Annotated in this window: 23 protein-coding genes; 13 read left to right on the top strand and 10 right to left on the bottom strand. The window is 70.3% G+C overall.

The window, feature by feature from the left end; translation table 11 throughout:
• Positions 1-296: 296 nt before the first annotated feature.
• Positions 297-641 carry a VOC family protein gene (locus ADK67_RS45725; protein WP_197289925.1) on the top strand — a complete coding sequence of 115 codons (345 nt, stop codon included), beginning with the start codon at positions 297-299 and terminating at the stop codon, positions 639-641.
• A gap of 141 nt (positions 642-782) precedes the next feature.
• On the opposite strand, the gene ADK67_RS45730 is transcribed toward ADK67_RS45725, so the two are convergent.
• Positions 783-1,502: a maleylpyruvate isomerase family mycothiol-dependent enzyme gene (locus tag ADK67_RS45730; RefSeq protein WP_053722876.1), complete on the bottom strand. Its 720-nt coding sequence runs from the start codon at positions 1,500-1,502 to the stop codon at positions 783-785.
• An 84-nt stretch (positions 1,503-1,586) separates the two neighbouring features.
• Here ADK67_RS45730 and ADK67_RS45735 point away from each other — a divergent pair, with 84 nt between their 5' ends.
• Both ADK67_RS45735 and ADK67_RS45740 read left to right on the top strand, forming a co-directional pair.
• Positions 1,587-2,795: a GNAT family N-acetyltransferase gene (locus tag ADK67_RS45735; RefSeq protein WP_053722877.1), complete on the top strand. Its 1,209-nt coding sequence runs from the start codon at positions 1,587-1,589 to the stop codon at positions 2,793-2,795.
• Between the two features lie 62 nt (positions 2,796-2,857).
• Positions 2,858-3,604, top strand: coding sequence for a hypothetical protein (locus ADK67_RS45740; RefSeq protein ID WP_053722878.1), 747 nt, complete (start codon positions 2,858-2,860; stop codon positions 3,602-3,604).
• Positions 3,605-3,634: 30 nt separating this feature from the next.
• On the opposite strand, the gene ADK67_RS45745 is transcribed toward ADK67_RS45740, so the two are convergent.
• Together ADK67_RS45745 and ADK67_RS45750 are read right to left on the bottom strand one after the other, a co-directional pair.
• A complete protein-coding gene (locus ADK67_RS45745; RefSeq protein ID WP_053722879.1) occupies positions 3,635-4,438 on the bottom strand; it encodes an Fpg/Nei family DNA glycosylase in 804 nt (267 codons plus the stop codon).
• The gene (locus ADK67_RS45750) at positions 4,438-4,905 is read right to left on the bottom strand and encodes a ribose-5-phosphate isomerase (RefSeq protein WP_053722880.1); all 468 of its coding nucleotides are present in this window, start codon (positions 4,903-4,905) and stop codon (positions 4,438-4,440) included. The genes ADK67_RS45745 and ADK67_RS45750 overlap by 1 nt, the downstream gene beginning before the upstream one ends.
• 27 nt (positions 4,906-4,932) lie before the next feature.
• Between ADK67_RS45750 and ADK67_RS45755 the strand changes: the two genes are divergently transcribed.
• Complete coding sequence (locus ADK67_RS45755; protein WP_053722881.1) at positions 4,933-5,640, top strand: 2-phosphosulfolactate phosphatase; 708 nt, start codon at positions 4,933-4,935, stop codon at positions 5,638-5,640.
• 194 nt (positions 5,641-5,834) lie between these two features.
• Here the strand turns inward: ADK67_RS45755 and ADK67_RS45760 are convergent, their stop codons facing one another.
• Positions 5,835-7,190 carry an aldehyde dehydrogenase family protein gene (locus tag ADK67_RS45760; RefSeq protein WP_082404829.1) on the bottom strand — a complete coding sequence of 452 codons (1,356 nt, stop codon included), beginning with the start codon at positions 7,188-7,190 and terminating at the stop codon, positions 5,835-5,837.
• A gap of 67 nt (positions 7,191-7,257) precedes the next feature.
• Positions 7,258-7,881: a mycothiol-dependent nitroreductase Rv2466c family protein gene (locus ADK67_RS45765; RefSeq protein ID WP_053722883.1), complete on the bottom strand. Its 624-nt coding sequence runs from the start codon at positions 7,879-7,881 to the stop codon at positions 7,258-7,260.
• Positions 7,882-8,102: 221 nt separating this feature from the next.
• Between ADK67_RS45765 and pepN the strand changes: the two genes are divergently transcribed.
• From pepN to ADK67_RS45780, 3 genes are all read left to right on the top strand, one after another.
• The gene (pepN, locus tag ADK67_RS45770; protein ID WP_053722884.1) at positions 8,103-10,664 is read left to right on the top strand and encodes an aminopeptidase N; all 2,562 of its coding nucleotides are present in this window, start codon (positions 8,103-8,105) and stop codon (positions 10,662-10,664) included.
• 71 nt (positions 10,665-10,735) lie between these two features.
• Positions 10,736-10,966 carry a hypothetical protein gene (locus ADK67_RS45775; protein ID WP_053722885.1) on the top strand — a complete coding sequence of 77 codons (231 nt, stop codon included), beginning with the start codon at positions 10,736-10,738 and terminating at the stop codon, positions 10,964-10,966.
• Positions 10,956-11,267 carry a type II toxin-antitoxin system PemK/MazF family toxin gene (locus ADK67_RS45780; protein WP_053722886.1) on the top strand — a complete coding sequence of 104 codons (312 nt, stop codon included), beginning with the start codon at positions 10,956-10,958 and terminating at the stop codon, positions 11,265-11,267. Before ADK67_RS45775 ends, ADK67_RS45780 begins: the two co-directional genes overlap by 11 nt.
• Before the next feature lie 82 nt (positions 11,268-11,349).
• Here the strand turns inward: ADK67_RS45780 and ADK67_RS45785 are convergent, their stop codons facing one another.
• Entirely contained in the window at positions 11,350-12,474 is a 1,125-nt protein-coding gene (locus ADK67_RS45785; protein ID WP_082404861.1) for a helix-turn-helix domain-containing protein, read from the bottom strand.
• On the opposite strand from ADK67_RS45785, the gene ADK67_RS45790 reads away from it, so the two are divergent.
• Together ADK67_RS45790 and ADK67_RS50200 are read left to right on the top strand one after the other, a co-directional pair.
• Positions 12,444-13,283, top strand: coding sequence for a helix-turn-helix domain-containing protein (locus ADK67_RS45790; protein ID WP_063797939.1), 840 nt, complete (start codon positions 12,444-12,446; stop codon positions 13,281-13,283). The two genes, ADK67_RS45785 and ADK67_RS45790, sit on opposite strands and share 31 nt — an antisense overlap.
• Positions 13,280-13,444 carry a DUF397 domain-containing protein gene (locus tag ADK67_RS50200; RefSeq protein ID WP_082404831.1) on the top strand — a complete coding sequence of 55 codons (165 nt, stop codon included), beginning with the start codon at positions 13,280-13,282 and terminating at the stop codon, positions 13,442-13,444. Before ADK67_RS45790 ends, ADK67_RS50200 begins: the two co-directional genes overlap by 4 nt.
• A 52-nt stretch (positions 13,445-13,496) precedes the next feature.
• Here ADK67_RS50200 and ADK67_RS45795 read toward each other — a convergent pair whose 3' ends face one another.
• Entirely contained in the window at positions 13,497-13,982 is a 486-nt protein-coding gene (locus ADK67_RS45795) for a DUF5130 family protein (RefSeq protein ID WP_053722889.1), read from the bottom strand.
• Positions 13,969-14,214 carry an aa3-type cytochrome oxidase subunit CtaJ gene (gene ctaJ, locus ADK67_RS45800; protein WP_053722890.1) on the bottom strand — a complete coding sequence of 82 codons (246 nt, stop codon included), beginning with the start codon at positions 14,212-14,214 and terminating at the stop codon, positions 13,969-13,971. The genes ADK67_RS45795 and ctaJ overlap by 14 nt, the downstream gene beginning before the upstream one ends.
• A 577-nt stretch (positions 14,215-14,791) precedes the next feature.
• On the opposite strand from ctaJ, the gene ADK67_RS45805 reads away from it, so the two are divergent.
• Positions 14,792-15,055 (top strand): hypothetical protein, encoded by a 264-nt coding sequence (locus tag ADK67_RS45805; RefSeq protein ID WP_053722891.1) that lies wholly within the window; start codon positions 14,792-14,794, stop codon positions 15,053-15,055.
• A gap of 13 nt (positions 15,056-15,068) precedes the next feature.
• Here ADK67_RS45805 and ADK67_RS45810 read toward each other — a convergent pair whose 3' ends face one another.
• A complete protein-coding gene (locus ADK67_RS45810) occupies positions 15,069-15,734 on the bottom strand; it encodes an HNH endonuclease (protein ID WP_231648694.1) in 666 nt (221 codons plus the stop codon).
• A 152-nt stretch (positions 15,735-15,886) separates the two neighbouring features.
• Between ADK67_RS45810 and ADK67_RS45815 the strand changes: the two genes are divergently transcribed.
• Entirely contained in the window at positions 15,887-17,980 is a 2,094-nt protein-coding gene (locus tag ADK67_RS45815; protein ID WP_053722892.1) for a prolyl oligopeptidase family serine peptidase, read from the top strand.
• 57 nt (positions 17,981-18,037) lie between these two features.
• Positions 18,038-18,916, top strand: coding sequence for a mechanosensitive ion channel family protein (locus ADK67_RS45820; protein WP_442974258.1), 879 nt, complete (start codon positions 18,038-18,040; stop codon positions 18,914-18,916).
• 52 nt (positions 18,917-18,968) lie between these two features.
• Here the strand turns inward: ADK67_RS45820 and ADK67_RS45825 are convergent, their stop codons facing one another.
• Positions 18,969-20,342, bottom strand: coding sequence for a hypothetical protein (locus ADK67_RS45825; RefSeq protein ID WP_053722893.1), 1,374 nt, complete (start codon positions 20,340-20,342; stop codon positions 18,969-18,971).
• A gap of 167 nt (positions 20,343-20,509) precedes the next feature.
• On the opposite strand from ADK67_RS45825, the gene ADK67_RS45830 reads away from it, so the two are divergent.
• A complete protein-coding gene (locus ADK67_RS45830; protein WP_053722894.1) occupies positions 20,510-20,896 on the top strand; it encodes a globin in 387 nt (128 codons plus the stop codon).
• Positions 20,897-20,943: the final 47 nt, after the last annotated feature.

Here is a 20,943-nt window from a genome sequence, read left to right on the forward strand (position 1 = left end):
CGGGGATGTGACCGGTGGGGCGGTAAGTGGTGTGGTTGGGCGGGTGGTGGCCTGCGGTGATTCAGTGGGTTTGGGGGTTTGGTTGGTCCCGGTGGGGTGGTGGCCGGCCAGGTTCACGCTGTTGAGGTGGGGTTTGGTTTGGCGGTTGGCTTCGGTTCGGTTTTACGCTCTTCGTGACGAGTTGTTGTCAAACCCCAGGCACGTGCGGGCTCGTCGTGTGGTTGTGGGGAGCGGTCACTGGCTAGGGCGGCTTCCCACAACCCACACTTTTGCGGGGTTGGCGCATGATGAGGGCCATGCGTTTGGACCAGATCGTGGTGGATTGTCTTGAGCCCGCACGCCTGGTGCGGTTCTGGGCGGGGTTGCTCGGTGGGGAGCCGGTGGAGCGGGAGCACGGGTGGGCGCACGTCGTGCCGCCCGGGTGGCCGCGGATCTCGTTTCAGCCCGTGGCCGAGGTGAAGGCGGTGAAGAATCGGCTTCACCTGGATGTCGACGTCGACGACATCGCCGAGGCGACGGAGAAGGCCGTTGCGCTCGGAGCGACGCCGCAGGGTGTGGTGCAGACCGACGAGCAGGGCAGTTTCCAGGTGCTGCTGGACCCGGCGGGCAACGAGTTCTGCTTCGTCAAGGCTCACGCCTAAGACGTGATCGCCCGCCACAAGGCCTCGCCGAAGCGGATCGCCAGCACCACCATGAGGACACCGATGGCGAAGGTCACCAGGCATCTCAGGATCACGCGCAGCTTCGTCACGCGCACAGTGTGCCTGCCGAACGGCCGCGACTCAGCCCGTAGCGGCGGCAACGGCGGCACGGAGAGCGCGCACCACCGCCACGTCCCCCTCCACCGACACGTGCTCCTCCCCCACCCGCCCCCACAGCCACAAGTCCACCGCGGACGGCGAGCCGCTGACGACGGCCGCCGGGTCGGCCTGGGGGCAGTAGTCGACGACCCCCTCGTGCAGCGCCACGGTCCACTCGCGGCCGGGGACGCGCAGCGTCACGGCGAGCCCGGACGTGTGTACCCCGGGTGGTTGGTGGCAGCCCAGCCACAGGTGCAGCACCTCGTCGATGCCGTCTGCCGCCAAGCCCGGCTCCAACGGCGCCGCCAAGCCGATCGCGGCCTGCGCGTCGACCCGGTGCACGGCCGTCTCGTGCGCCATCCGCCGCACCCAGAACCCCACCGTCCGGTCCCACGGACACCACGTCGCCGCAGGTAAAGCCGCGCGTGCCGGGTCAAGCACGGCGATCAGGGACGCCGCGCCGACCCGGTACCAGTCGACCAGGTCGGCGTCACCCGGCGAGCACTCCCACGCCACCGGACGCGCGCCGCGGGTGATCCAGCGCGTGACCATCCGGTGGATCGAGCCGACGTGCACGAGGAGGTCACCGACGGTCATGCCGGGACACGCCGGCACGTCACGACCGGGTGGTGCCAGATCGGCCGCGACCGCCAACGCCGCCGCTTCGACGCGAAGCGCACTGGCCAACGAGTGGGCGTCCATCGGCGCAGCATCGCGGACCGGGCAGCCCCAGTGCGACCCCTCAATTGGATCGCGCACGTCGGACGACCGGCGTATGAACGTGCCATGGCGCTCACACTCCGCACCCTCACCGCGGACGACCTCCGGGAGTTCCAGCGGGTCGTCAACTCGGCATTCCTGTTCGACAGCGTCGAGGACCAGCTCGAACGGTGGCGTGGCCTCTTCGAGCCCGAACGGCACCACGCCGTGTTCGACGGCGACGAGCTGATCGGCGGCGGCGGTATCCAGAGCCGCGAGATCACCCTGCCCGGCGCCGGTCCGAAACCGGTCGCGGCGGTCACGGCGGTCGGCGTGAAACCGGGCCATCGCCGCCGCGGCGTGCTCACCCGCGTGATGCGCGCCCAGCTGCACGGCATGCACGAGGAAGGCACCGAGGCGATCGCCGCGCTGTGGGCGTCGGAAGCCGGGATCTACCCCCGGTACGGCTACGGGCTCGCGGCCGAGTTCGCCCAGCTCGAAGTGCCGCGCGGCGCGCGGTTCCGCCCCGGCGTGTCGACCGGCGACGAACGGGTGCGCGAGGTGTCGCGGGACGAGGCCATGCCGGCCATGAAGGCCGTGTACGAAGACCTGCGGCCGAGCCGGACGGGGTGGCTGAGCCGCACGGACGCCGCGTGGGACCACCAGTTCGCCGACACGGAACGCGACCGCGACGGGCTGACCGCGTACCGCTACGTGCTGCACCCGCAGGGCTACGCGGTCTACCGGGTCAAGCCGGACTGGCGGGAACGCGGCCCGCGCAACGAGCTGCACGTCCGCGAGATCGGGGCGCGCACCGACGAGGCCTACGCGGCGCTCTACCGGTACCTGCTGGACCTCGACATGGTCGGCGAGCTGAAGTTCTTCACCGCCTCCGACGACCCGTGCGTCCACCTGCTGGAGGACTCACGACTCGCGCTGCGCCGCCGGACCGACTCGCTGTGGGTGCGGCTCGTGGACGTCGACCGCGCGCTCACCCTCCGCCGCTACCTCTCCGACGTGGACGTGGTGCTGGAGCTGTCGGACGACTTCTGCCCGTGGAACGAGGGCCGCCGGCGGTTCACCGTGAAGGACGGCACGGCGACCGTGCAGCGCGTGGACGACGACCCGGACGTGCTGCTGGACGTGCAGGCTTTGGGTGCGGCGTACCTCGGTGGGACGAGGTTGACGTCCATGGCGCGGGCCCAGCGGGTGAGTGAGGTCACGGAGGGTGCGCTGAACGCCTTGTCGCACGCCCTGTTGGGTGATCGGGAGCCTCACTGCCCGGAGGTGTTCTGACCGTTTCGGGAACCTCCGCCCTGCGTGGGGCGTTTTCCGGACAACAAGCACCGGGAGGGTCGATGACCACCACGATCGTGTTGCTCGTGCTGCTGGTCCTGGCGGGTGCGGTCTGGTACGGCGTCCGCTCCGCCGCCGAGAAGCGCCGCCGGGAGCTGGAGGACGCGCAGGCCGAGGCGCGCCGGTGGGTGGAACGGTTGGGCGGCCAGGTGATGAACCTGTCCGGCACGGACGTGGCCTCGCAGCAGGCGATGGCCGACGCGTCCGAGCGGTTCACCGCGGCCGGGTCGCAGATGGAGCAGGCGCGCACGGTGGAGCAGTGCCGCCTGGTCACGCAGACCGCGATGGAAGGCCTGTACTACGTGCGGGCCGCGCGCGTCGCGATGGACCTCGACCCCGGTCCCGAGCTACCGGACCTGACCGGCCAGAGTCGGGCGGGCAAGGTGTCCGAGGAGCGCGACGTCACGGTGAAGGGTCACCGGTACGTCGCCTCGCCGCGGCCGGGTTCGCAGACGCCGCACTACTACCCCGGCGGTGTGGTGGCGGGTCGCCCGGTGCCGGAGGGCTGGTACTCCGAGCCGTGGTGGAAGCCCGCGCTGGTGGCCGGCGCGTGGGGCTTCGCCTCGATGATGCTGTTCAGCGCGATGTTCACGGGCATGGTCGGCGTGCCGGCGGCCGTGGCGTCGGAGGACCCCGGCGGCGCCGAGGACGGCGGCGACGGTGGTGACGGCGGCGGTGACAGCGGTGGCGACTACGGCGGTGACTACGGGGGCGGCGACTTCGGCGGCGGCGACTTCGGCGGGTTCTGAGGTCGGCGTTACGAGGTCAGAGGCCTGAGGTCAGGCGGGCTGGCAGGTCGGGCACCAGTAAAGGTTGCGGGCGGCCAGCGAGGCGGCGGCGACGGGCGTGCCGCAGACCAGGCACGGTTGGCCGGTGCGGCGGTAGACGTAGACCTCGCCGCCGTGCCGGTCCTGCCGCGGCGCCCGGCCGGTGACCTCGGGCAGGTGCTCCGGCCGCACGGTGTCGATGCGCCCGATCTTCACGCCCGCGCGCATCAGCACGGTCAGGTCGAACCACAGGTCGTCCCACAACGCCCGGTCGACCTGGTTGCCGGGCACGAGCGGGTGCACGCCGTGCCGGAACAGCACCTCGGCCCGGTAGACGTTGCCGACGCCCGCGAGCACGCCCTGGTCCATCAGCAGCACGGCGATGGACTGGCGGGACCGGGCTATGCGCGCGAACGCCAGGTCGGGTTTCGCGTCACGGCGCAGCGGGTCCGGGCCCAGGCGGGCGCGCAGCGCGGCCACCTCGTCGTCGGTCAGGATCTCGCACCGGTTCGGGCCGCGCAGGTCCGTCCAGTGGGTGGGGCCGGACAGCCGCATCCGCACCTGGCCGACCGGTTGGGTGACCGGGTGCGGCGACTCGGTGAACGTGCCGTAGAGGCCGAGGTGGACGTGCACGGTCGCGTCCGGCCCGTAGACGTGGAACAGGTGCTTGCCGTGCGCCTCGGCGCGTTCGAGCAACCGACCGTCCACAGAGGACGCGGAGAACTTGCCCTGCGGGCTCGACACCCGGACCGTCGAGCCCGCGTACCGGCGTTGGTGCAGCTTCGCCAGGCGGTGGAGCGTGTGACCTTCGGGCATCAGGGCAGGGCCGGCGCCTCGCCGGTGCGCTCGTACTCGCGGAGGATGTCGATGCGGCGCGCGTGCCGTTCCTGCCCGGAGAACGGGGTGGCGAGGAACGCCTCGACGATCGCGAACGCCTCCTCGGTGGTGTGCATCCGGCCGCCGACGCCGATCAGCTGGGCGTCGTTGTGCTCGCGGGCGAGCTTCGCCGTCTCCACGCTGTAGGCGAGCGCGGCACGGGCGCCCGGCACCTTGTTCGCGGCGATCTGCTCGCCGTTGCCGGAGCCGCCGATGACGATGCCCAGGCTGCCCTCGTCCGCGACCACGCGGCGGGCGGCCTCGATGCAGAACGGCGGGTAGTCGTCCTCCGCGTCGTAGACGGCCGGTCCGACGTCGATCACGTCGTGGCCCGCGTCGGTCAGGTGCTTGACGAGGTGGGTCTTCAGCTCGAAGCCCGCGTGGTCCGATCCCAGGTAAACGCGCACGTCAGCAAGTCTGCCATCCTTGGCCGCGTGTTCGGACAAGAGGGTTGCCGGTTGCGGTTGGAGTGGGGTCCGGAGGGGGTGGCCGCGCTCGGGGAGCAGTGCGCGGTGCTCGTGATCGTGGACGTGTTGTCGTTCTCCACGGCGGTGGACGTCGTCGTGGCGCGTGGTGGGGCCGTGCGGCCGGTGCGGTGGGCGGAGCGCGGTTCGGCGGCACGTCCGGCGGACCCGTCGTGGACGTTGCGGCCGTCGTCGTTGGTGTCGGTGCCGGCGGGGACGGAGCTGGAGTTGGCTTCGGCGAACGGCGCGACGTTGTGCTCGTTGGCGGAGGCCACGGGGGCGATCGTGCTGGCGGGGTGCCTGCGGAACGCGCGGGCGGTCGCCGTGGCGGCTCGGGCGTTGGCGGCGGGTGGGCCGATCGGCGTCGTGCCGGGTGGTGAGCGGTGGGGCGTGAACATGGTGGACGACGCGGACGCTGGACCGTTGCGGCCGGCGGTGGAGGACCTGCTCGGCGCGGGGGCGATCATGTCGTCCCTGTTGGGCTACGGATCGGCTTCGGTGGAAGCGGCTTTGGCGGCGGAGATGTACGCGTGGGCTTCGGTGGAGGACGTGGTGGCGGGGTGCGTCTCGGGCCGCGAACTGATCGCCGCGGGCCACGCCGGCGACGTGGCCCTCGCCTCTCAGGTCAACGTGAGCACCGCCGTCCCCCGCCTGACCAACGGCCTCCTCCGCGCCTGACCCCGCGCGTGTCGAACCTTCAGGTCCCGCGTGTCCTACGTTCAGAACGCGCGTGTCCTACGTTCCCGTACCCCGAGTTCAACGCTCAGAACAAGATCGACTGTTCTGAGCGTTCAACTCGGGTGTTCTGAACGTAGGACACGCGCGACGCGAACGTAGGACACGCGCGGTCTGGAGGTTCGACACGCGCGGGGTCAGAGTTGGATGGACTTCAGTTCGGTGAACTCGGACAGGCCGTGGGGGCCGAACTCGCGGCCGTTGCCCGACTGGCGGTAGCCGCCGAACGGGGCGCTGGTGTTGAAGGCGGCGCCGTTGATGTCCACCTGGCCGGTGCGCAGGCGCTTTGCCACGGCGAGCGCGCGCGAAGGGTCGGCGGAGAACACCGCGCCGCCCAGGCCGTAGATGGTGGAGTTCGCGATCCGCACGGCGTCGTCCTCGTCCGCGTAAGGCATCACGGACAGGACCGGGCCGAAGATCTCCTCCTGCGCGATCGCCATGTCCGGCCGGACGTCGCCGAACACGGTCGGCGCGACGAAGAAACCGCGGTCCAGCGGACGTGACGGGCCGCCCAGCGCCAGCTTCGCCCCCTCCGAGATGCCGCGCTCGACGTAGCCGACGACGCGGTCGCGTTGCGCGGCCGACACCGCCGGACCCATCCGGGTGGACGGGAGGGCCGGGTCGGCGGGCTCGTACTTCGACGCGGCGGCGACCGCGATCTCCAACGCCTCGTCGTGCCGGGAGGCGGGCACCAGCAAGCGGGTCCACGCGCTGCACGCCTGACCGTTGTTCATGTACGCGTTGCCCACGCCGATCTTCACCGCACGCGTCAGGTCGGCGTCGTCCAGCACGAGGTTCGCCGACTTCCCGCCCAGCTCCAACGCCACCCGCTTCACGGTCTCGGCGGCCAGCGCGGACACCCGACGGCCGGCCCGCGTCGACCCCGTGAACGACACCATGTCGACCATCGGGTGGCTCACCAACGCCTCGCCCACCACCGGCCCCGTGCCGTGGACCAGGGAGAACACGCCTTCGGGCACGCCGACGTCGTAGAGCACCGAAGCGAGCAGGTCCGCCGTCAGCGGGGCCAGCTCGCTCGGCTTGAGCACGACCACGTTGCCCGCCGCAAACGCGGGCACGACCTTGGCCACCATCTGCTGCAACGGGAAGTTCCACGGCGTGATGGCCGCGACCACGCCGACCGGCTCCCGCAGCACGAGCGAGTTCCCGATCTCCGCGCCGTCGAAGTACCCGGCGGCCAGCGCGTCCGCCACGCCGCGCGCGATGCCCACCGGGTTCGGCACCTGCACGCGCGACGCGAACGTGATCGGCGTGCCCATCTCCGCCGTCATGGTCGCGGCGAACTCCTCGGCCCGCGCCTCGACGGCGTCCGCGATCGCCCGCACGAGAGCGAGGCGGGAGTCCGGCGACATCGCCGACCACGCCGGGAACGCGGCGACAGCCCTGGTCACGGCGGCGTCCACGTCACCCGGCGTGCCTGCGCGGACCGTGCCGACGACCTCTTCGGTGGTCGGGTTGACGACCTCGATCACTGCGGGCTCCCGAGAACGATGTGACACTCCAGAACGAAACCGGCCCCAGAGTGTCACATCGAACGCGTCAGGAGAAGTCCAGACCCCCGGTCCGGGTGCGCTTGAGCTCGAAGAAGTACGGGAAGCTCGCCAACGCCCGCGCGCCGTCGAACACCTTCACCGCGTCCTCGCCACGCGGGATCTTGGTGAGCACGGGCCCGAAGAACGCCACGCCGTCGATGTGGATCGTGGGCGTGCCGACGTCCATGCCCACCGGGTCCATGCCGCGGTGGTGGCTGGCCCGCAGCTCCTCGTCACGCGCGTCGGTGTGCGCGGCCTCGGCCAGCTCCGCGGGCAGGTCCACGTCCTCCAACGCCAGCTTGATGGCCTGGTCGTAGTCACGCGTGCTGCCCAGGCCCTCGTTGTGGATCCGGGTGCCGAGCGCGGTGTACAGGTCGCGCAGCACGCCGTCGCCCTTGAGCTCGGCCGCCGCGATCGCGACCCGCACCGGACCCCAGCCGCGGTCCATCATGTCGCGGTAGTCGGCGGGCAGGTCGCGGCCCTCGTTCAGCACGGAGAGGCTCATCACGCGGAAGTTCAGGTCGAGGTCGCGCTGCTTCTCCACCTCGAGGATCCACCGGGACGAGATCCACGCGAACGGGCAGATCGGGTCGAAGTAGAAGTCGACCTTCGTGCGTCCCTCTGTCGACATGCGGTGTTCCCTCCGTGGCTGTTCGTGAGCGGGTGCACCAGGTCCGGTGCTTCCATCGTGCTCAACCAGCCGACCGTACGCAGTCTTCCCTCGGACGCCAGTCCACTTCCGGGGGTCCCACGTGATTGGATGCGACTGTCGTGTTCACCGACTCGACACCCCTTTCCCGTTCCGACGACGCCGACGCCGAGGTCCCGTGGCGGCGGCAGACGAGGTGACCAGTGGCGGCACCCAACCTCACCCGCGACCAGGCGCAGCAGCGGGCTGCGCTGCTGGAGGTCGACTCCTACCGGATCGAGCTGGACCTGACCGACGGTGGCGGCAAGCCCGGCTCGGACACGTTCCGCTCGACCACGACGGTTGCCTTCCGCAGCCGGACGCCCGGCGCGTCCTCGTGGGTCGACATCGTGGCCGCCAGTGTCCACCGCGCCGTGCTCAACGGACACGAGCTGGACGTCTCCGAGTACCGCGAGGAGGACGGCGTCCACCTGCCCGACCTGGCCGAGGTCAACGAGCTGACCATCGAGGCCGACTGCCGGTACATGAACACCGGCGAGGGCCTGCACCGGTTCGTCGACCCGGTCGACGGCGAGGTCTACCTGTACTCGCAGTTCGAGACGGCGGACGCCAAGCGCATGTTCGCCTGCTTCGACCAGCCCGACCTGAAGTCGGTCTACGACCTCACGGTGACCGCGCCGCACCACTGGAAGGTCGTCTCCAACTCGGCGATCGAGTCCACTGTGGACGGTGTCGGCGGCGCGGACAAGCACGTCTTCGCCACCACCAAGCCCATGTCGACGTACCTGGTCGCGCTGGTCGCGGGCCCGTACGCGGAGTGGCGCGACGAGTTCACCGACGGCGACACGACGATCCCGCTGGGCATCTACTGCCGCGCGTCGCTCGCGCCGCACATGGACCACGAGCGGCTGTTCACCGAGACCAAGCAGGGTTTCGGCTTTTACCACAAGGCGTTCGGGGTGAAGTACCCGTTCGGCAAGTACGACCAGTGCTTCGTGCCCGAGTTCAACGCGGGCGCGATGGAGAACGCGGGCTGCGTCACGTTCCTGGAGGACTACGTCTTCCGCAGCCGCGTCACCCGCTACCTGTACGAACGCCGTGCCGAGACCGTGCTGCACGAGATGGCGCACATGTGGTTCGGCGACCTGGTGACCATGCGCTGGTGGGACGACCTGTGGCTGAACGAGTCGTTCGCCACCTGGGCGTCGGTGCTGGCGCAGGCCGAGGCGACCGAGTACCGGCAGGCGTGGACGACGTTCGCCAAGATCGAGAAGTCGTGGGCGTACCGGCAGGACCAGCTGCCGTCCACGCACCCCGTGGCCGCCGACATCCCCGACCTGCAGGCGGTCGAGGTCAACTTCGACGGCATCACCTACGCCAAGGGCGCCTCGGTGCTCAAGCAGCTGGTGTCCTACGTCGGGCTGGACAACTTCCTGTCCGGCCTGCGGGTGTACTTCAGCAAGCACGCCTGGGGCAACGCGACGCTGGCCGACCTGCTCAACGCGCTCGAAGAGGCGTCCGGGCGCGACCTGTCGTGGTGGAGCGCGCAGTGGCTGGAGACCACCGGCCTGAACCTGCTGCGACCCAAGTACTCGATCGACGCCGAGGGCCGGTTCACCGAGTTCGCCGTGCTCCAGGGCGGTGCGCGACCGGGCGCGGGCGAGCTGCGCACGCACCGGTTGGCGATCGGCGTGTACGACTCCGACGCCGACGGCAAGCTCGTGCGCACGCACCGGGTGGAGCTGGACGTGTCCGGCGAGCGCACCGAGGTGCCGGAGCTGGTCGGCGTGCCGCGCGGCAAGCTGGTGCTGGTCAACGACGACGACCTCACCTACTGCACGATGCGGCTCGACGCCGACTCGCTGGCGTCGCTGATCGACCACATCGCCGACATCGCCGAGCCGCTGCCACGCACTTTGTGCTGGTCGGCGGCATGGGAGATGACGCGTGAGGCCGAGCTGAAGGCGCGCGACTTCGTGAACCTGGTGCTCGGCGGGCTGCACGCGGAGACCGAGGTCGGCGTGGTGCAGCGGCTGCTGCTGCAGGCGCAGACCGCGCTCTCCTCGTACGCGGACGTGTCGTGGCGTGACGAGGGCTGGCGCAAGTTCACCTCGCGGACGTTGGAGCTGGCCCGTGCCGCCGAGGCCGGTTCGGACCACCAGCTCGCGTTCGTGAACGCGCTGGCCGGTTCGGTGCTGGACGAGGAGACGCTCGCGGTCGTGCGCGGCTGGTTCGAGGGCACGGACGTGCTCGAAGGCCTCGACGTGGACACCGACCTGCGGTGGCGGCTGCTGCACGCGCTGGTCGCGCACGACGCCGCCGGGCTGGACGAGATCCAGGCCGAGGAGGAGCGCGACCCGACCGCCACCGGCCGCCGCAAGGCCGAGTCGGCACGCGCGCTGCGGCCGACGGTCGACGCGAAGACCGAGGCGTGGGACCGCGCGGTGAACGACGACGAGCTGCCGAACGCGGTGTCGGAGGCGATCATCGCGGGCATCCAGCACCCCGGTCAGAAGGCGCTGCTCCAGCCGTTCGTGGCGCGGTACTTCGCCGACGTGGCCGACGTGTGGGACCGCCGGTCGAGCGAGCGGGCGCAGTCGATGGTCGTCGGCCTGTTCCCGTCGTGGTCGATCTCGAAGGAGACGGTCACGGCGGCCGACGAGTGGCTGGCCGAGGAACGCCCGCCCGCCCTGCGGCGACTGGTGTCGGAAGGCCGCGCGGGCATCGTGCGCGCCCTGGCGGCCCAGGAGTTCGACCGGTCCTGAGTTCGACGTGAGACGTGCGGTGGCCCCGATCGTGTCACCGCACGTCTTACGGTTTGTAGTACACTCGCCACATGGGCACCATAACTTTTCGCCCGGACCGGGAGACGGAACAAGCGCTGGAGAGGTTGACGGCCGATGGCCGCAGCGCTTCAGCCGCGATCCGCGAAGCACTGCTCCTGGCCGCGAAGGTGCAGCAAGCCGAGGCGTTGCGCCAGGAAGCGCTGGCACTGGCGGCCGACCCCGACGACGTGGCGGAAGCACGGGCCGTGCTCGCGGACTTGGAGCCACTGCGTGCGTGGTGAGGTCTACCGCCTTCGTGCTCCGCGCAATGCCACCGGGCACGATCAGCAAGGCAGTCGCTACGCGGTCGTCGTCCAGTCGAACGCGCTTCCGTTGAGCACGTGGCTCGTCGCGCCGACGTCCACGTCGGCCCGACCGGCGTCGTTCCGGCCCGAGATCGAGCTGAACGGGCAGCCCACGCGAGTGCTCGTGGAGCAGACCACGGCCGTCGACCCGCAACGCCTGGGCGACCTGGTCGGAAGGTTGTCACTGCACGAGATGAACGAGGTGGACACCGCTCTTCGCACCGTGCTCGACCTGTGATCCGAGACGTGGTGGAAGCACGCAGTGCCCGCAGAGTCGGAGCGCTGCGGGCGTCATGGCTTCGAGGTGGACGGGGCAGTGCTCAGGCGCTGCCCCGTTTCGCTTCCGGCGCGGAGCGGTGGTCGCGGTCGTAGGCGTCGGCCCAGCGGGCGAACACGTCACGTGAGTGGGCCGGGCTCAGGACCACGCGTTCCAGTTGGCGCATCTTGGCCTCGTAGGCGCTGATGGCGGCCGGGTCGTCGTGGAAGACGGTGGCCGATTCGGTTTCCGCGTAGGCCAGCGGCTTGACCGGCGACGAGAACGTCAGCAGGGTCGCGGAGTGGCGCAGGTGGGCGTGCGACGGCGCGCTCATCGGGATGATCCGCGGGCTGATCCGCGACCAGCCGCACATCAACGTCAGGCGCAGCATCTGGTCGCGCATGACCTTCGCGTCGCCGACGACGACCCTGAGCGCCGCCTCGTGGATGTAGATCACCGTCTCCGGGCCGCCCGGCCTGCGCATCGTGTCCTGCCGCGTCATGCGCGCCTCCGTCAGGTCCCGGTCGTTGGTCAACGCGTACGCGTAGTCCTCGGTCTGCGCCAGGCTCGGCACCACCAGCGGCTCGTAGGTCGTCACGGTGCGGGCCGCGTGCTCGTGCAGGGACACCGCGGTGAGCGTGTCCGACCACGGTTCGTGCCGGCGCAGGAAGTTGCCCGCGTCGACCTCGCTGGCGATCGCCAGGATCCGGTCCCTGGTCGGCTTGTCGGCGCCGCAGCGGCCGAGCAGCGTCCCGATTTCCCACGGGCTCGTGCCGCGACTGCCGGTTTCGAGTTTCGACAGCTTGCCCAACGACCAGCCCAACGCCTCGGCGACGAATGCCGACGACATCCGGGCACGGTGACGCACACGGCGCAATTCCTCGCCCAATTCGCGGCTGCGAGCCGTGCTCAACCTCGTGGACGGCCTTTCTTCGGACTCCATGACACCCCCTATAGCGCACATATGCAAAGGGCACGGCGGGTGGTGTGCGCTGCGAAGTCCCGTCGCGCGCTGCACCACCCGCCGCGCATGTCCGACCAGTGTGCGGGCTGGCCGGAAGCTCTGGTGCACAACACTTTGTCCGGCCCGCAACACCTGGTCAATCCCCTTTTCGAGCGAGAGACTTGACCACCGGTCCCGCCCTAGGATGCATTTCCATGAACCGCAACACCTCGAAATCCATCGCATTGGGAGCGCGTTTGCGCAACGTTCGCGTGGCCAACAAACTCAGTCAACGCGCACTCGCGAAGAAGATTGGCGTCGTGCATTCGTTGCTCTCGCGCAACGAAAGCGGCCAGCGCGTCCCGACCCGGGCAGAGGTCATCCGCATCCTCGAGCCGCTCGACATCACCGATCGGGATCGCGAAGAAATCCTGAAGATGACCGAAGATCCCAGCGGATCACCCCTTGCGGTGATCGAACTCCCCGAACGCCGGGCACAACTCGCCGCCTTGGTGGAGGTCGAGCAGATGGCCCACGAGGTGGTGAGCTGGTCGCCGCAGCTCATCCCCGGCCTGCTCCAGGTCAGCTCGTACACCCGCTCGATCATGGAGTCGGCCAGGATCCCCGAGGGCGAGGTCGCGACCCGCGTCGCGGTGCGGATGGGGCGGCGTGACGTCCTCACCCGCCGCAACCCGGTCCGCTTCACGGCCCTGATCGGCGAGGCGGTGCTGAAACAGACGATCGGCGGCAGCGAGGTCATGGCCGAGCAGTTCGACCATCTGCTGATGATGAGCGCACACGAGAACGTCGAACTCCGGATCGTGCCGTCGACCACTGGTTGGCACCCCGGCATGGACGGCGCTTTCCACCTGCTCAAGTGCAACGGGACCTCGTTCGTACACCTGGAGAACCCGATCAGCTCGGTGTTCGTGCAGGAGTCGGAGGTGGTAGCCGGCTTCGAGGCGTCCGTGCCAAGGTTGCTGGAGGTCGCGATGAGCCCGGAACGATCCTTCGAGCTGATCGCGAAGGAGGTGCGGACGACGGGAGTCTCATGACCCTGCGGTGGAGGAAGTCCAGCAAGAGCGTCGAAAGCGGCTCATGCGTCGAGGTGGCGAACCACCTCGGCGCGGTGCGGGACAGCAAGAACCCCGGCGTCGTGCTGGGTGTCAGCCCGGCCCGGCTGAGGGCGTTCGTGGACGCGCTCAAGTCCCGGTGAAACGTGAAGGCCCCGGCGGGGTATGCCGGGGCCTTCACTTCGTCGCGGGTCGTCAGACGTGCTTGGGGGCAGGGCCCGCCTGGTCGGTCAGCATCCGCAGACCGCTCACCAGGCCGCCGGAGAGGTCGCCCTCCTTGAAGGAGGCGACCATGCTCATCACCGCGAGCTTCGCGCCGCGGTCGGCGATGCGGCGGTGGGACTCCTCGCCCGTCACGACCTCCACCCGGCGTTCACCGGGCGACACCGCGACCAGCACGGCGTGCGTGGGGCGCGTGGTGGCGGCGTGCAGCTCCTCGGCCTTCGCCCGCGCGTCCGCGCCCAACTCGCCGAGGTACACGCTGAAGTCCAGCCCGGTGGTGCGGCTGGCCAGCGTCAACGCCTCGTCCAAGCTCGCCAGCTGCACCGGCGTGAACGGCAGGCTCGGCGCGTGCGGCTCGTACATCTTCGCGGCGGACACCCGGCCGCTGTTGGTCACGACCGCGCCGACCTCCAGCGTCGACGGGTCGACCTCCGCCTTCAGCAGCTCACCAGTTGCCACGGGCACCTCCCTTGGCGGTACGGCCCTCGGCCGGCGTCGTGACGGCCCGGTGCGCGCCGCCGGGCAGGCCCGCGGGGTTCGCCGTCCACCAGACGGGGGCGTAGTTCCACTCCTGGCCCGGGCGGTACCGCTGAATGCGGGTGGCCTTCGGCCTCAGCGTCAGTAGCGTGATCACGCCGTAGATGGCCAGCGGGATCAGCGCGAAGACGAGCACGGTCTCCACGATGGTCACGGCGGTTACGGTAACCGATCGTCCTGGTCACCTCGGGGTGAGGGCACCTGTTCCGCACTGATGGGGGTTCGGCGGTGCGCGCGGGGCCGTCCGGCGGCCCGTCCAACTGTGAACGCGGCCCCGTCGGCGGCGTCCGCGATCACGCGTACGGCGGTGACCACGTCGTGGGACGCGGGACCGGGCCGCGGGCACGTGGTCGTCACCGGGATGGGCCCCGGCACTTGGCATAGGCCCTTGTGATCTACCCGACGTCCTACCTGCGACGACGTCACCCTGGGTATCCATCGGTGCCGGATGCACTAGCTCTCGTGCTCGATCGTCGCAGTGCGTACACCCGGATGGCCTTCCCCCGGACGGAGGCGAATGGCGGCCGGTTTGGCGTCTTGTCCTGGGCCCACTCGGCTTCTAGCTTTTCACCTGTACGGGTCTTGCGCATCCGATTCCGGAGACCAATTCCCGCCCGATGAGTCTCGGAGGACACGACATGTACACCATGAACCTTGTTCTGGTCGCCGCCCTCACTCTTTCGTCGTACACCCAATCGGAGCAGAGCGTTACCACTGTTCAGCCTCAGACAGTGCTCGCCGAGTCGGTGCGCATCACCTCCGAGGACTCCGTCCGGATCACCTCCGACGACTCCGTTCGCATCACCGCGTCGGAGTCCGACTCCGTTCGCATCACCGGTGCGGACACCGACTCCGTCCGGATCACCGGAGCGGACACCGACTCCGTGCGCATCACGGCGGATTCGGTGCGCATCACGATGGCCGGCTCGGTCCGGATCACGTCGGATTCCGTGCGCATCACGGACGACCGCGAGGACTACGTCCTGGCGGCGTGAGGAGGAGCGGTCGCTAAGCCGCGGGCTCGCCGAGGTAGGGCAGCCACAGCGGGTCGGCCTCGGTGACGCCGGCCAGCAGCCGCCAGTGCGGCCCGCGGGGCGCGTTGGGCACCACGCGCAGGCGCCAGCCGAGCTCCGAGAGGAGCTTGTCGGCCTTGCGGTGGTTGCACTTCGCGCAACAGGCGACGCAGTTGGTCCACGAGTGGGGGCCGCCGCGGCTGCGCGGCACCACGTGGTCGATCGTCTCGGCGCGTCCGCCGCAGTACGCGCAGCGGTACCGGTCCCGGTGCATCAACCCGGCCCGCGTGAGCGGGACACGGCCGCGGTAAGGCACCCGCACGTAGTTCGCCAGCCGGATCACCGACGGGACGACCACCTCGGACGTCGAGGAGTGGACGACGGCCCCCGCGGGGTCACCGTGCACGACCTCGGCCTTGCCGCACACCACGAGGACCACCGCGCGCCGCAGGGGCAGCGCGGTGAGCGGTTCGAACGTGGCGTTGAGCAGCAGGACCTTGCGTCTTCCCCAAGGCAACACCACGGGCGCCTGACCGGCCCCCTGCCCGTCGGCGACAGCGTGCACGGTGTTCAGCGCGAGCTGCTTTTGGCCGGACGGGACCGACGACGCGATCCCGGCGTTCACCAGGGCGCCGATCGGGGTGGGTTGTCGGTCTGGCACGCGACCACCTCCACCGGTTCAGCCCTAGCAGACCACAGATCGACCCCAAAAATCACCTGTGATATGTGACGTGTCACGAAGCCGTGAGCGAAACTTGGGTGAATCGACCCCTATCGGAGATGGTTTTCATCACCCGCGCTACGCTCGGGTAGGTGACCGATGCCTCCCGCGCAGCGCTGCCTGCGACGATCACCTACCCCGCCGCGCCGCGGCTCGACCTGGTCGACGACCTGCACGGACACGCGGTCCCCGACCCGTACCGCTGGCTCGAAGACCCTGCGGACCCCCGAACCGCCGAGTGGTCCGCCGAGCAGGACGGCGTGGCGCGGTCGTGGCTCGACGCCATGCCCGGTCGTGACGCGCTCGCCGCCCGATTGGGTGAGCTGATGCGGACCGGGTCCGTCGGCACGCCGGTGTGGCGGGCCGGGCGGGCGTTCTACACCCGCCGCGGGCCGGATGAGGACCACCCGGTGCTGTACGTGCGGGTGGACGGCGTGGAGCGGGTGCTGCTGGACGTGTCCGCGCTCGACCCGTCCGGGCGGACCACGCTCGACCGCTGGTCGCCGTCCCGCGAGGGCACGCGGCTGGCCTACCAGGTGTCCGTGGGCGGTGACGAGCACTCGTTGCTGCACGTCGTGGACGTCGACACGGGCGAGTTGCTGGACGGGCCGATCGACCGGTGCCGGTACTCGCCGGTCGGCTGGCTGCCCGGTGGCGAGGAGTTCTTCTACGTGCGGCGGATCGACCCCGAGCTGGTGCCCGAGGACGAGCGGCAGTTCCACCGGCGGGTGTGGCGGCACCGGGTGGGCACGCCCGCGTCCGACGACGTGAACGTGCACGGCGACGGGCTCGACCACACGTACTACTACGGGCTGTCGCTGTCGGAGGACGGTCGGTGGCTGGTGGTGAACGGCGCGCCCGGCACCGTGCGGCGGGACTCGGTGTGGATCGCCGACCTGCACGGCTCCGGCGAGCTGACGCCGGTCGTGCGGGACTCCGACGGGGTGCAGTGCTCGGCGTGGGTCGCCCCGGACGGGCGGCTCTACCTGCGGACCAGCCTGGACGCGCCCCGGTTCCGGGTGTGCGTGGCCGACCCGGCGGCGCCGACCGAGTGGACCGAGCTGGTCGGCGAGCAGCCCGACTCGGTGCTGGACGCGCTGACGTGGCTGGACGGGTCGCTGGTGCTGCTGCGGACCAGGCACGCGGTGTCGGAGCTGCACCTGCACTCCCCCGCGACCGGCGAGCACCTGCGGGAGATCCCGCTGCCCGGGACGGGCTCGCTGCACGGGTTGTCCACAGTCGACGACCTGACCCTTGCGGACCGGGACGTGCTGTGGTTCGGCTGGTCGGACTTCACCACGCCCTTGTCGGTGTACCGGTACTCGCTGTCGGGCGGGCGGACCGAGCTGGACGCGGCGGCGCCCGGAACGGTGACGCTGCCGGAGTTGTCCACACAACAGGTCTCGTACACGTCGTCCGACGGCACGGTCGTGCGAATGTTCGTGGTGTCCGGCAAGCAGCACCCGGACCTGCCCCGGCCGACGTTGCTCACCGGGTACGGCGGGTTCGCGGTGGGCCGCGGGCCGGGGTACAGCGCGACCACGTTGGCGTGGGTCGAGGCGGGCGGCGTGTGGGCGCACGCGTCGTTGCGCGGCGGCGACGAGGAGGGGGAGGAATGGCACCGGGCGGGGATGCGCGAGCGCAAGCAGAACGTGTTCGACGACTTCCACGCGGCGGCCGAGCGGTTGATCCGCGACGGGTGGACCACGCCGCAGCAGTTGTCGATCATGGGTGGGTCGAACGGCGGGCTGCTCGTCGGCGCGGCGTTGACGCAGCGGCCGGAGCTGTACGCGGCGGTGGTGTGCTCAGCGCCACTGCTGGACATGGTGCGGTACGAGAACTTCCTGCTGGGACGGCTCTGGGCGGAGGAGTACGGCTCCGCGGCCGTGCCCGAAGAGCTGGCCTGGCTGCTGGCCTACTCCCCGTACCACCGGGTGCGGCCGGGTGTTGAGTACCCTTCGGTCCTGTTCACGGTCTTCGAGTCGGACAGCCGCGTGGACCCCAACCACGCCCGGAAGATGTGCGCGGCACTGCAGCACGCGACGTCGAGTGATCCGACCAAGCACCCGGTGCTGCTCCGCCGTGAGACCGAGGTGGGGCACGCGGGCCGTTCGGTGAGCCGATCGGTCGGCCTGGCCGTGGACCAGTTGACCTTTGTGGCCTGGGCGACCGGCCTGGAGTTGTGAGAGTGGAGGGCTGAGCAGGTGCAGGACGTGGAGCCGACGCCATCACCGTTGTTCAACGTGGAATCGACCCTCGCCGTCGAGTGGTGGGTGACCAACGGGCCCAAGATCGCCGAGGGCGCGCTGCGCATCGCGTTGACGCTGATCATCGCCATCATCGTCCGGTTCCTGCTCCGCCGGCTGATCGACCGGATGACCCGGGGCAACGGCGGCCGGAAGCCCAAGTTGCTCAAGCCGCTGCGGGAGCGCGCCCCCCAAGCGTTGGGCGCGTTGGTCTCCGAACGGCGCGAGCAGCGGGCCAAGACCATCGGCTCGGTGCTCAAGTCGTTCGTCACGATCATCGTGTTCGGGGTGGCGTTCATCCAGGTGCTCACCGAGCTGGGCATGAACCCCGCGCCGATCCTGACTTCGGCGGGCATCCTCGGCGTGGCCATCGGCTTCGGCGCGCAGAACCTGGTCAAGGACTTCCTGTCCGGCATGTTCATGATGCTGGAGGACCAGTACGGCGTCGGCGACGTGGTGGACCTCGGTCCCGCGACCGGCACGGTCGAGTCGGTGGCGTTGCGGATCACCACGATCCGCGACACCAACGGCACCGTCTGGTACGTCCGCAACGGCGAGATCCTTCGGGTCGGCAACTCCTCGCAGGGCTTCGCGGTGGCCGTCGTCGACCTGCCGCTCGGGTACGGCGCGAACCTGGCGTCGGCCAGCGAGGTGCTGACCAAGGCCGTGGAGGACGCCACGGGCGAGGAGCTGCTCGCCAAGGACGTCATCGACAAGCCGCAGGTGCTCGGCGTGGAGAAGGTCACGCCGGAGGGCATCACCATGCGGGTGACGGTGAAGGTCCGGCCGGGCCGCCAGTGGGCCGTCCAGCGCGCTCTGAGAGCCAAGCTGATGCCCGCGCTGGACGACGCCGGCATCTCGCTGAAGTCCTCCTGACGGCGACCGGGCAGGGGCCTGTGGTGCTCCTGCCCGGCCACCAGGCAGCCGCTCAGGCCGCGATCACCGTGGTGAGCGTGTCGGCCAGCAGCCGCGCTTCCTTCGCCTTGGCGGAGTCCGCCACGGCCCGGTCGCGGACGACCTTGATGCGGTCGAACGTCCTGGTCGAGCTGATGCGCCCGGCCGGGCTCAGCAGGTCGGCCGCCAGGCGGTTCGCTTCCGCGTGCTCGCCCTGCAGCACGCGGACGCCCACCAGGGAGATCACGTCGAACAGGTTCGACCGCCGGTAGGAGTCACGGCGCAGGCGCAGCGCCTCGGCGAGGTGCGGTTCCGCCTTCCGCTCGACGCCGGGCCGGTGGTCGGCCGCGGTCCGGTACGCCAGCGCCGCCATGCCCTCCAACCCGGCCCGGTCGAAGTAGGACAGCCACGGGGGCGTCTCGTCCGGGTCGGCGCGCGCGAAGTGCGCCTCCGCCGTGCCGACCGCCCGGTCCACCGCCAGGACGTCGCCCAGGGTCGCGTGCGCCCACGACTCGCAGGTCGCGAGCATGGCCGACGCCATCGGCCCCAGCCTGCTCCCCGAGCCACGCCTGGCCAGCGCGACCAGGGACAACGCCTCGCGGGGCTTGCCGACGTGCACCATCTGCCGTGCCATCCGGGACAGCACCTCGACGCCCAGCCCGGTGTCCCGGGCGCGTTTGGCGCAGTGCAGCGCCAGGGTGAAGTACTGCTGCGCGGTCGCCTGGAGGCCCACGTCGTGCGACATCCAGCCGGCCAGCCTGGCGAGGTCCGCGGTCGAGCGGAACAGGCGGCGGGAGATCGCGTCGGGGTAGGTGTGGTCGAGCAGGTCGGTCATCGCCTTGAGCTGCCCCACCACGGCCTCGCGGTAGAGGCCGCCGCCGCGCTTGGCGTCCCAGGCCCAGAACGTCCTGGTCGCGGCCTCGATCTCGGCGATCTCCGCGGTGCCGATGCGGCCCGGTCCCAAGGCCGGTGACGGTGGCGCGTCGCCGTCCGGGTCGAGCCACCCGGCCAGCCTGCCCTCCAGGACCGCGCCCGTGGCCAGGGCGGCGGTCGCGCCGAGCACATCCCTGCGTTTGATCATCAGATCGCTCCTGGTGAAGTCCTGCAACGTGGCGACCAGCGCCCGGTGGTCCCACGACACCTCATCGCGGGTCGGCGACGCCGTGGCCAGCCCGAGGTCCGCCGGCGTGCACGGCCGACCCGTCCGTTCGGCGAACAGCGCCGCCAGCAGGTCCGGGACCGGGTGCCGCGGCCGCTCGCCCTCCAGCCACCGCCGCACCCGCGAGCTGTCCGGCGCGACGTTGTAGCCACGTGCCCGGCCCAGCCGCCCGACGGCCCGCGCCAGTTCGAGCTGCGTCCACCCTCCCTGCCGGAACCAGTGCAAGAGCGCCTCGTTGGCGTCGCCCATGTCGTGTTCTCCCTCGTGACAGGAGATGTCGGGCCCAGGATGCGGTGCCGCGTGACGCGGTGACCACGAACCGCCGCGATGCGCCAGCTGTTCGCCAACCCGGCCGGCCGCCGCGCTGGGCGGGGTCGGCGTCGGCCGCACCCGGGTGGCTGAGGCAGGATGGAGGGGTGACCACTCCTCCGGAGAACTTCTACGAAGCAGTGGGCGGGTACGAGACGTTCCACAAGATCGTCGCGCGCTTCTACGAGGAAGTGGCCGACGATCCCGTCCTGCGTCCGCTGTACCCCGAAGAAGACCTCGGTCCCGCCGAAGAGCGGTTCCGGCTGTTCCTGATGCAGTACTGGGGCGGTCCGCACACGTATTCGGACAACCGGGGTCATCCTCGGTTGCGGATGCGTCACGCTCCGTTCGTGATCGGTCCCGTTGAGCGGGACGCGTGGTTGCGCTGCATCAAGGTCGGCGTCGACTCGGTCGACCTCTCCCCCGAACACCGCAAGCAGCTCTGGGCGTACCTGGAGATGGCCGCCAACAGCATGATGAACGCCTGGGTGTGATTCTTGATCACTCGAACGGGGTCGTGGTGTCGGTCGCGAATGGCAGG

Origin of the sequence: Saccharothrix sp. NRRL B-16348 (assembly GCF_001280085.1) — a bacterium.
GTDB lineage: Bacteria > Actinomycetota > Actinomycetes > Mycobacteriales > Pseudonocardiaceae > Actinosynnema.

Bases quoted from the DNA above. Each gene is read 5' to 3' on its own strand.
- ADK67_RS45725 (WP_197289925.1), top strand. From the start codon at position 297: ATGCGTTTGGACCAGATCGTGGTGGATTGTCTTGAGCCCGCACGCCTG.
- ADK67_RS45730 (WP_053722876.1), bottom strand. From the start codon at position 1,502: ATGGACGCCCACTCGTTGGCCAGTGCGCTTCGCGTCGAAGCGGCGGCG.
- ADK67_RS45735 (WP_053722877.1), top strand. From the start codon at position 1,587: ATGGCGCTCACACTCCGCACCCTCACCGCGGACGACCTCCGGGAGTTC.
- ADK67_RS45740 (WP_053722878.1), top strand. From the start codon at position 2,858: ATGACCACCACGATCGTGTTGCTCGTGCTGCTGGTCCTGGCGGGTGCG.
- ADK67_RS45745 (WP_053722879.1), bottom strand. From the start codon at position 4,438: ATGCCCGAAGGTCACACGCTCCACCGCCTGGCGAAGCTGCACCAACGC.
- ADK67_RS45765 (WP_053722883.1), bottom strand. From the start codon at position 7,881: ATGTCGACAGAGGGACGCACGAAGGTCGACTTCTACTTCGACCCGATC.
- ADK67_RS45775 (WP_053722885.1), top strand. From the start codon at position 10,736: ATGGGCACCATAACTTTTCGCCCGGACCGGGAGACGGAACAAGCGCTG.
- ADK67_RS45790 (WP_063797939.1), top strand. From the start codon at position 12,444: ATGAACCGCAACACCTCGAAATCCATCGCATTGGGAGCGCGTTTGCGC.
- ADK67_RS45785 (WP_082404861.1), bottom strand. From the start codon at position 12,474: ATGCGATGGATTTCGAGGTGTTGCGGTTCATGGAAATGCATCCTAGGG.
- ADK67_RS50200 (WP_082404831.1), top strand. From the start codon at position 13,280: ATGACCCTGCGGTGGAGGAAGTCCAGCAAGAGCGTCGAAAGCGGCTCA.
- ADK67_RS45825 (WP_053722893.1), bottom strand. From the start codon at position 20,342: ATGGGCGACGCCAACGAGGCGCTCTTGCACTGGTTCCGGCAGGGAGGG.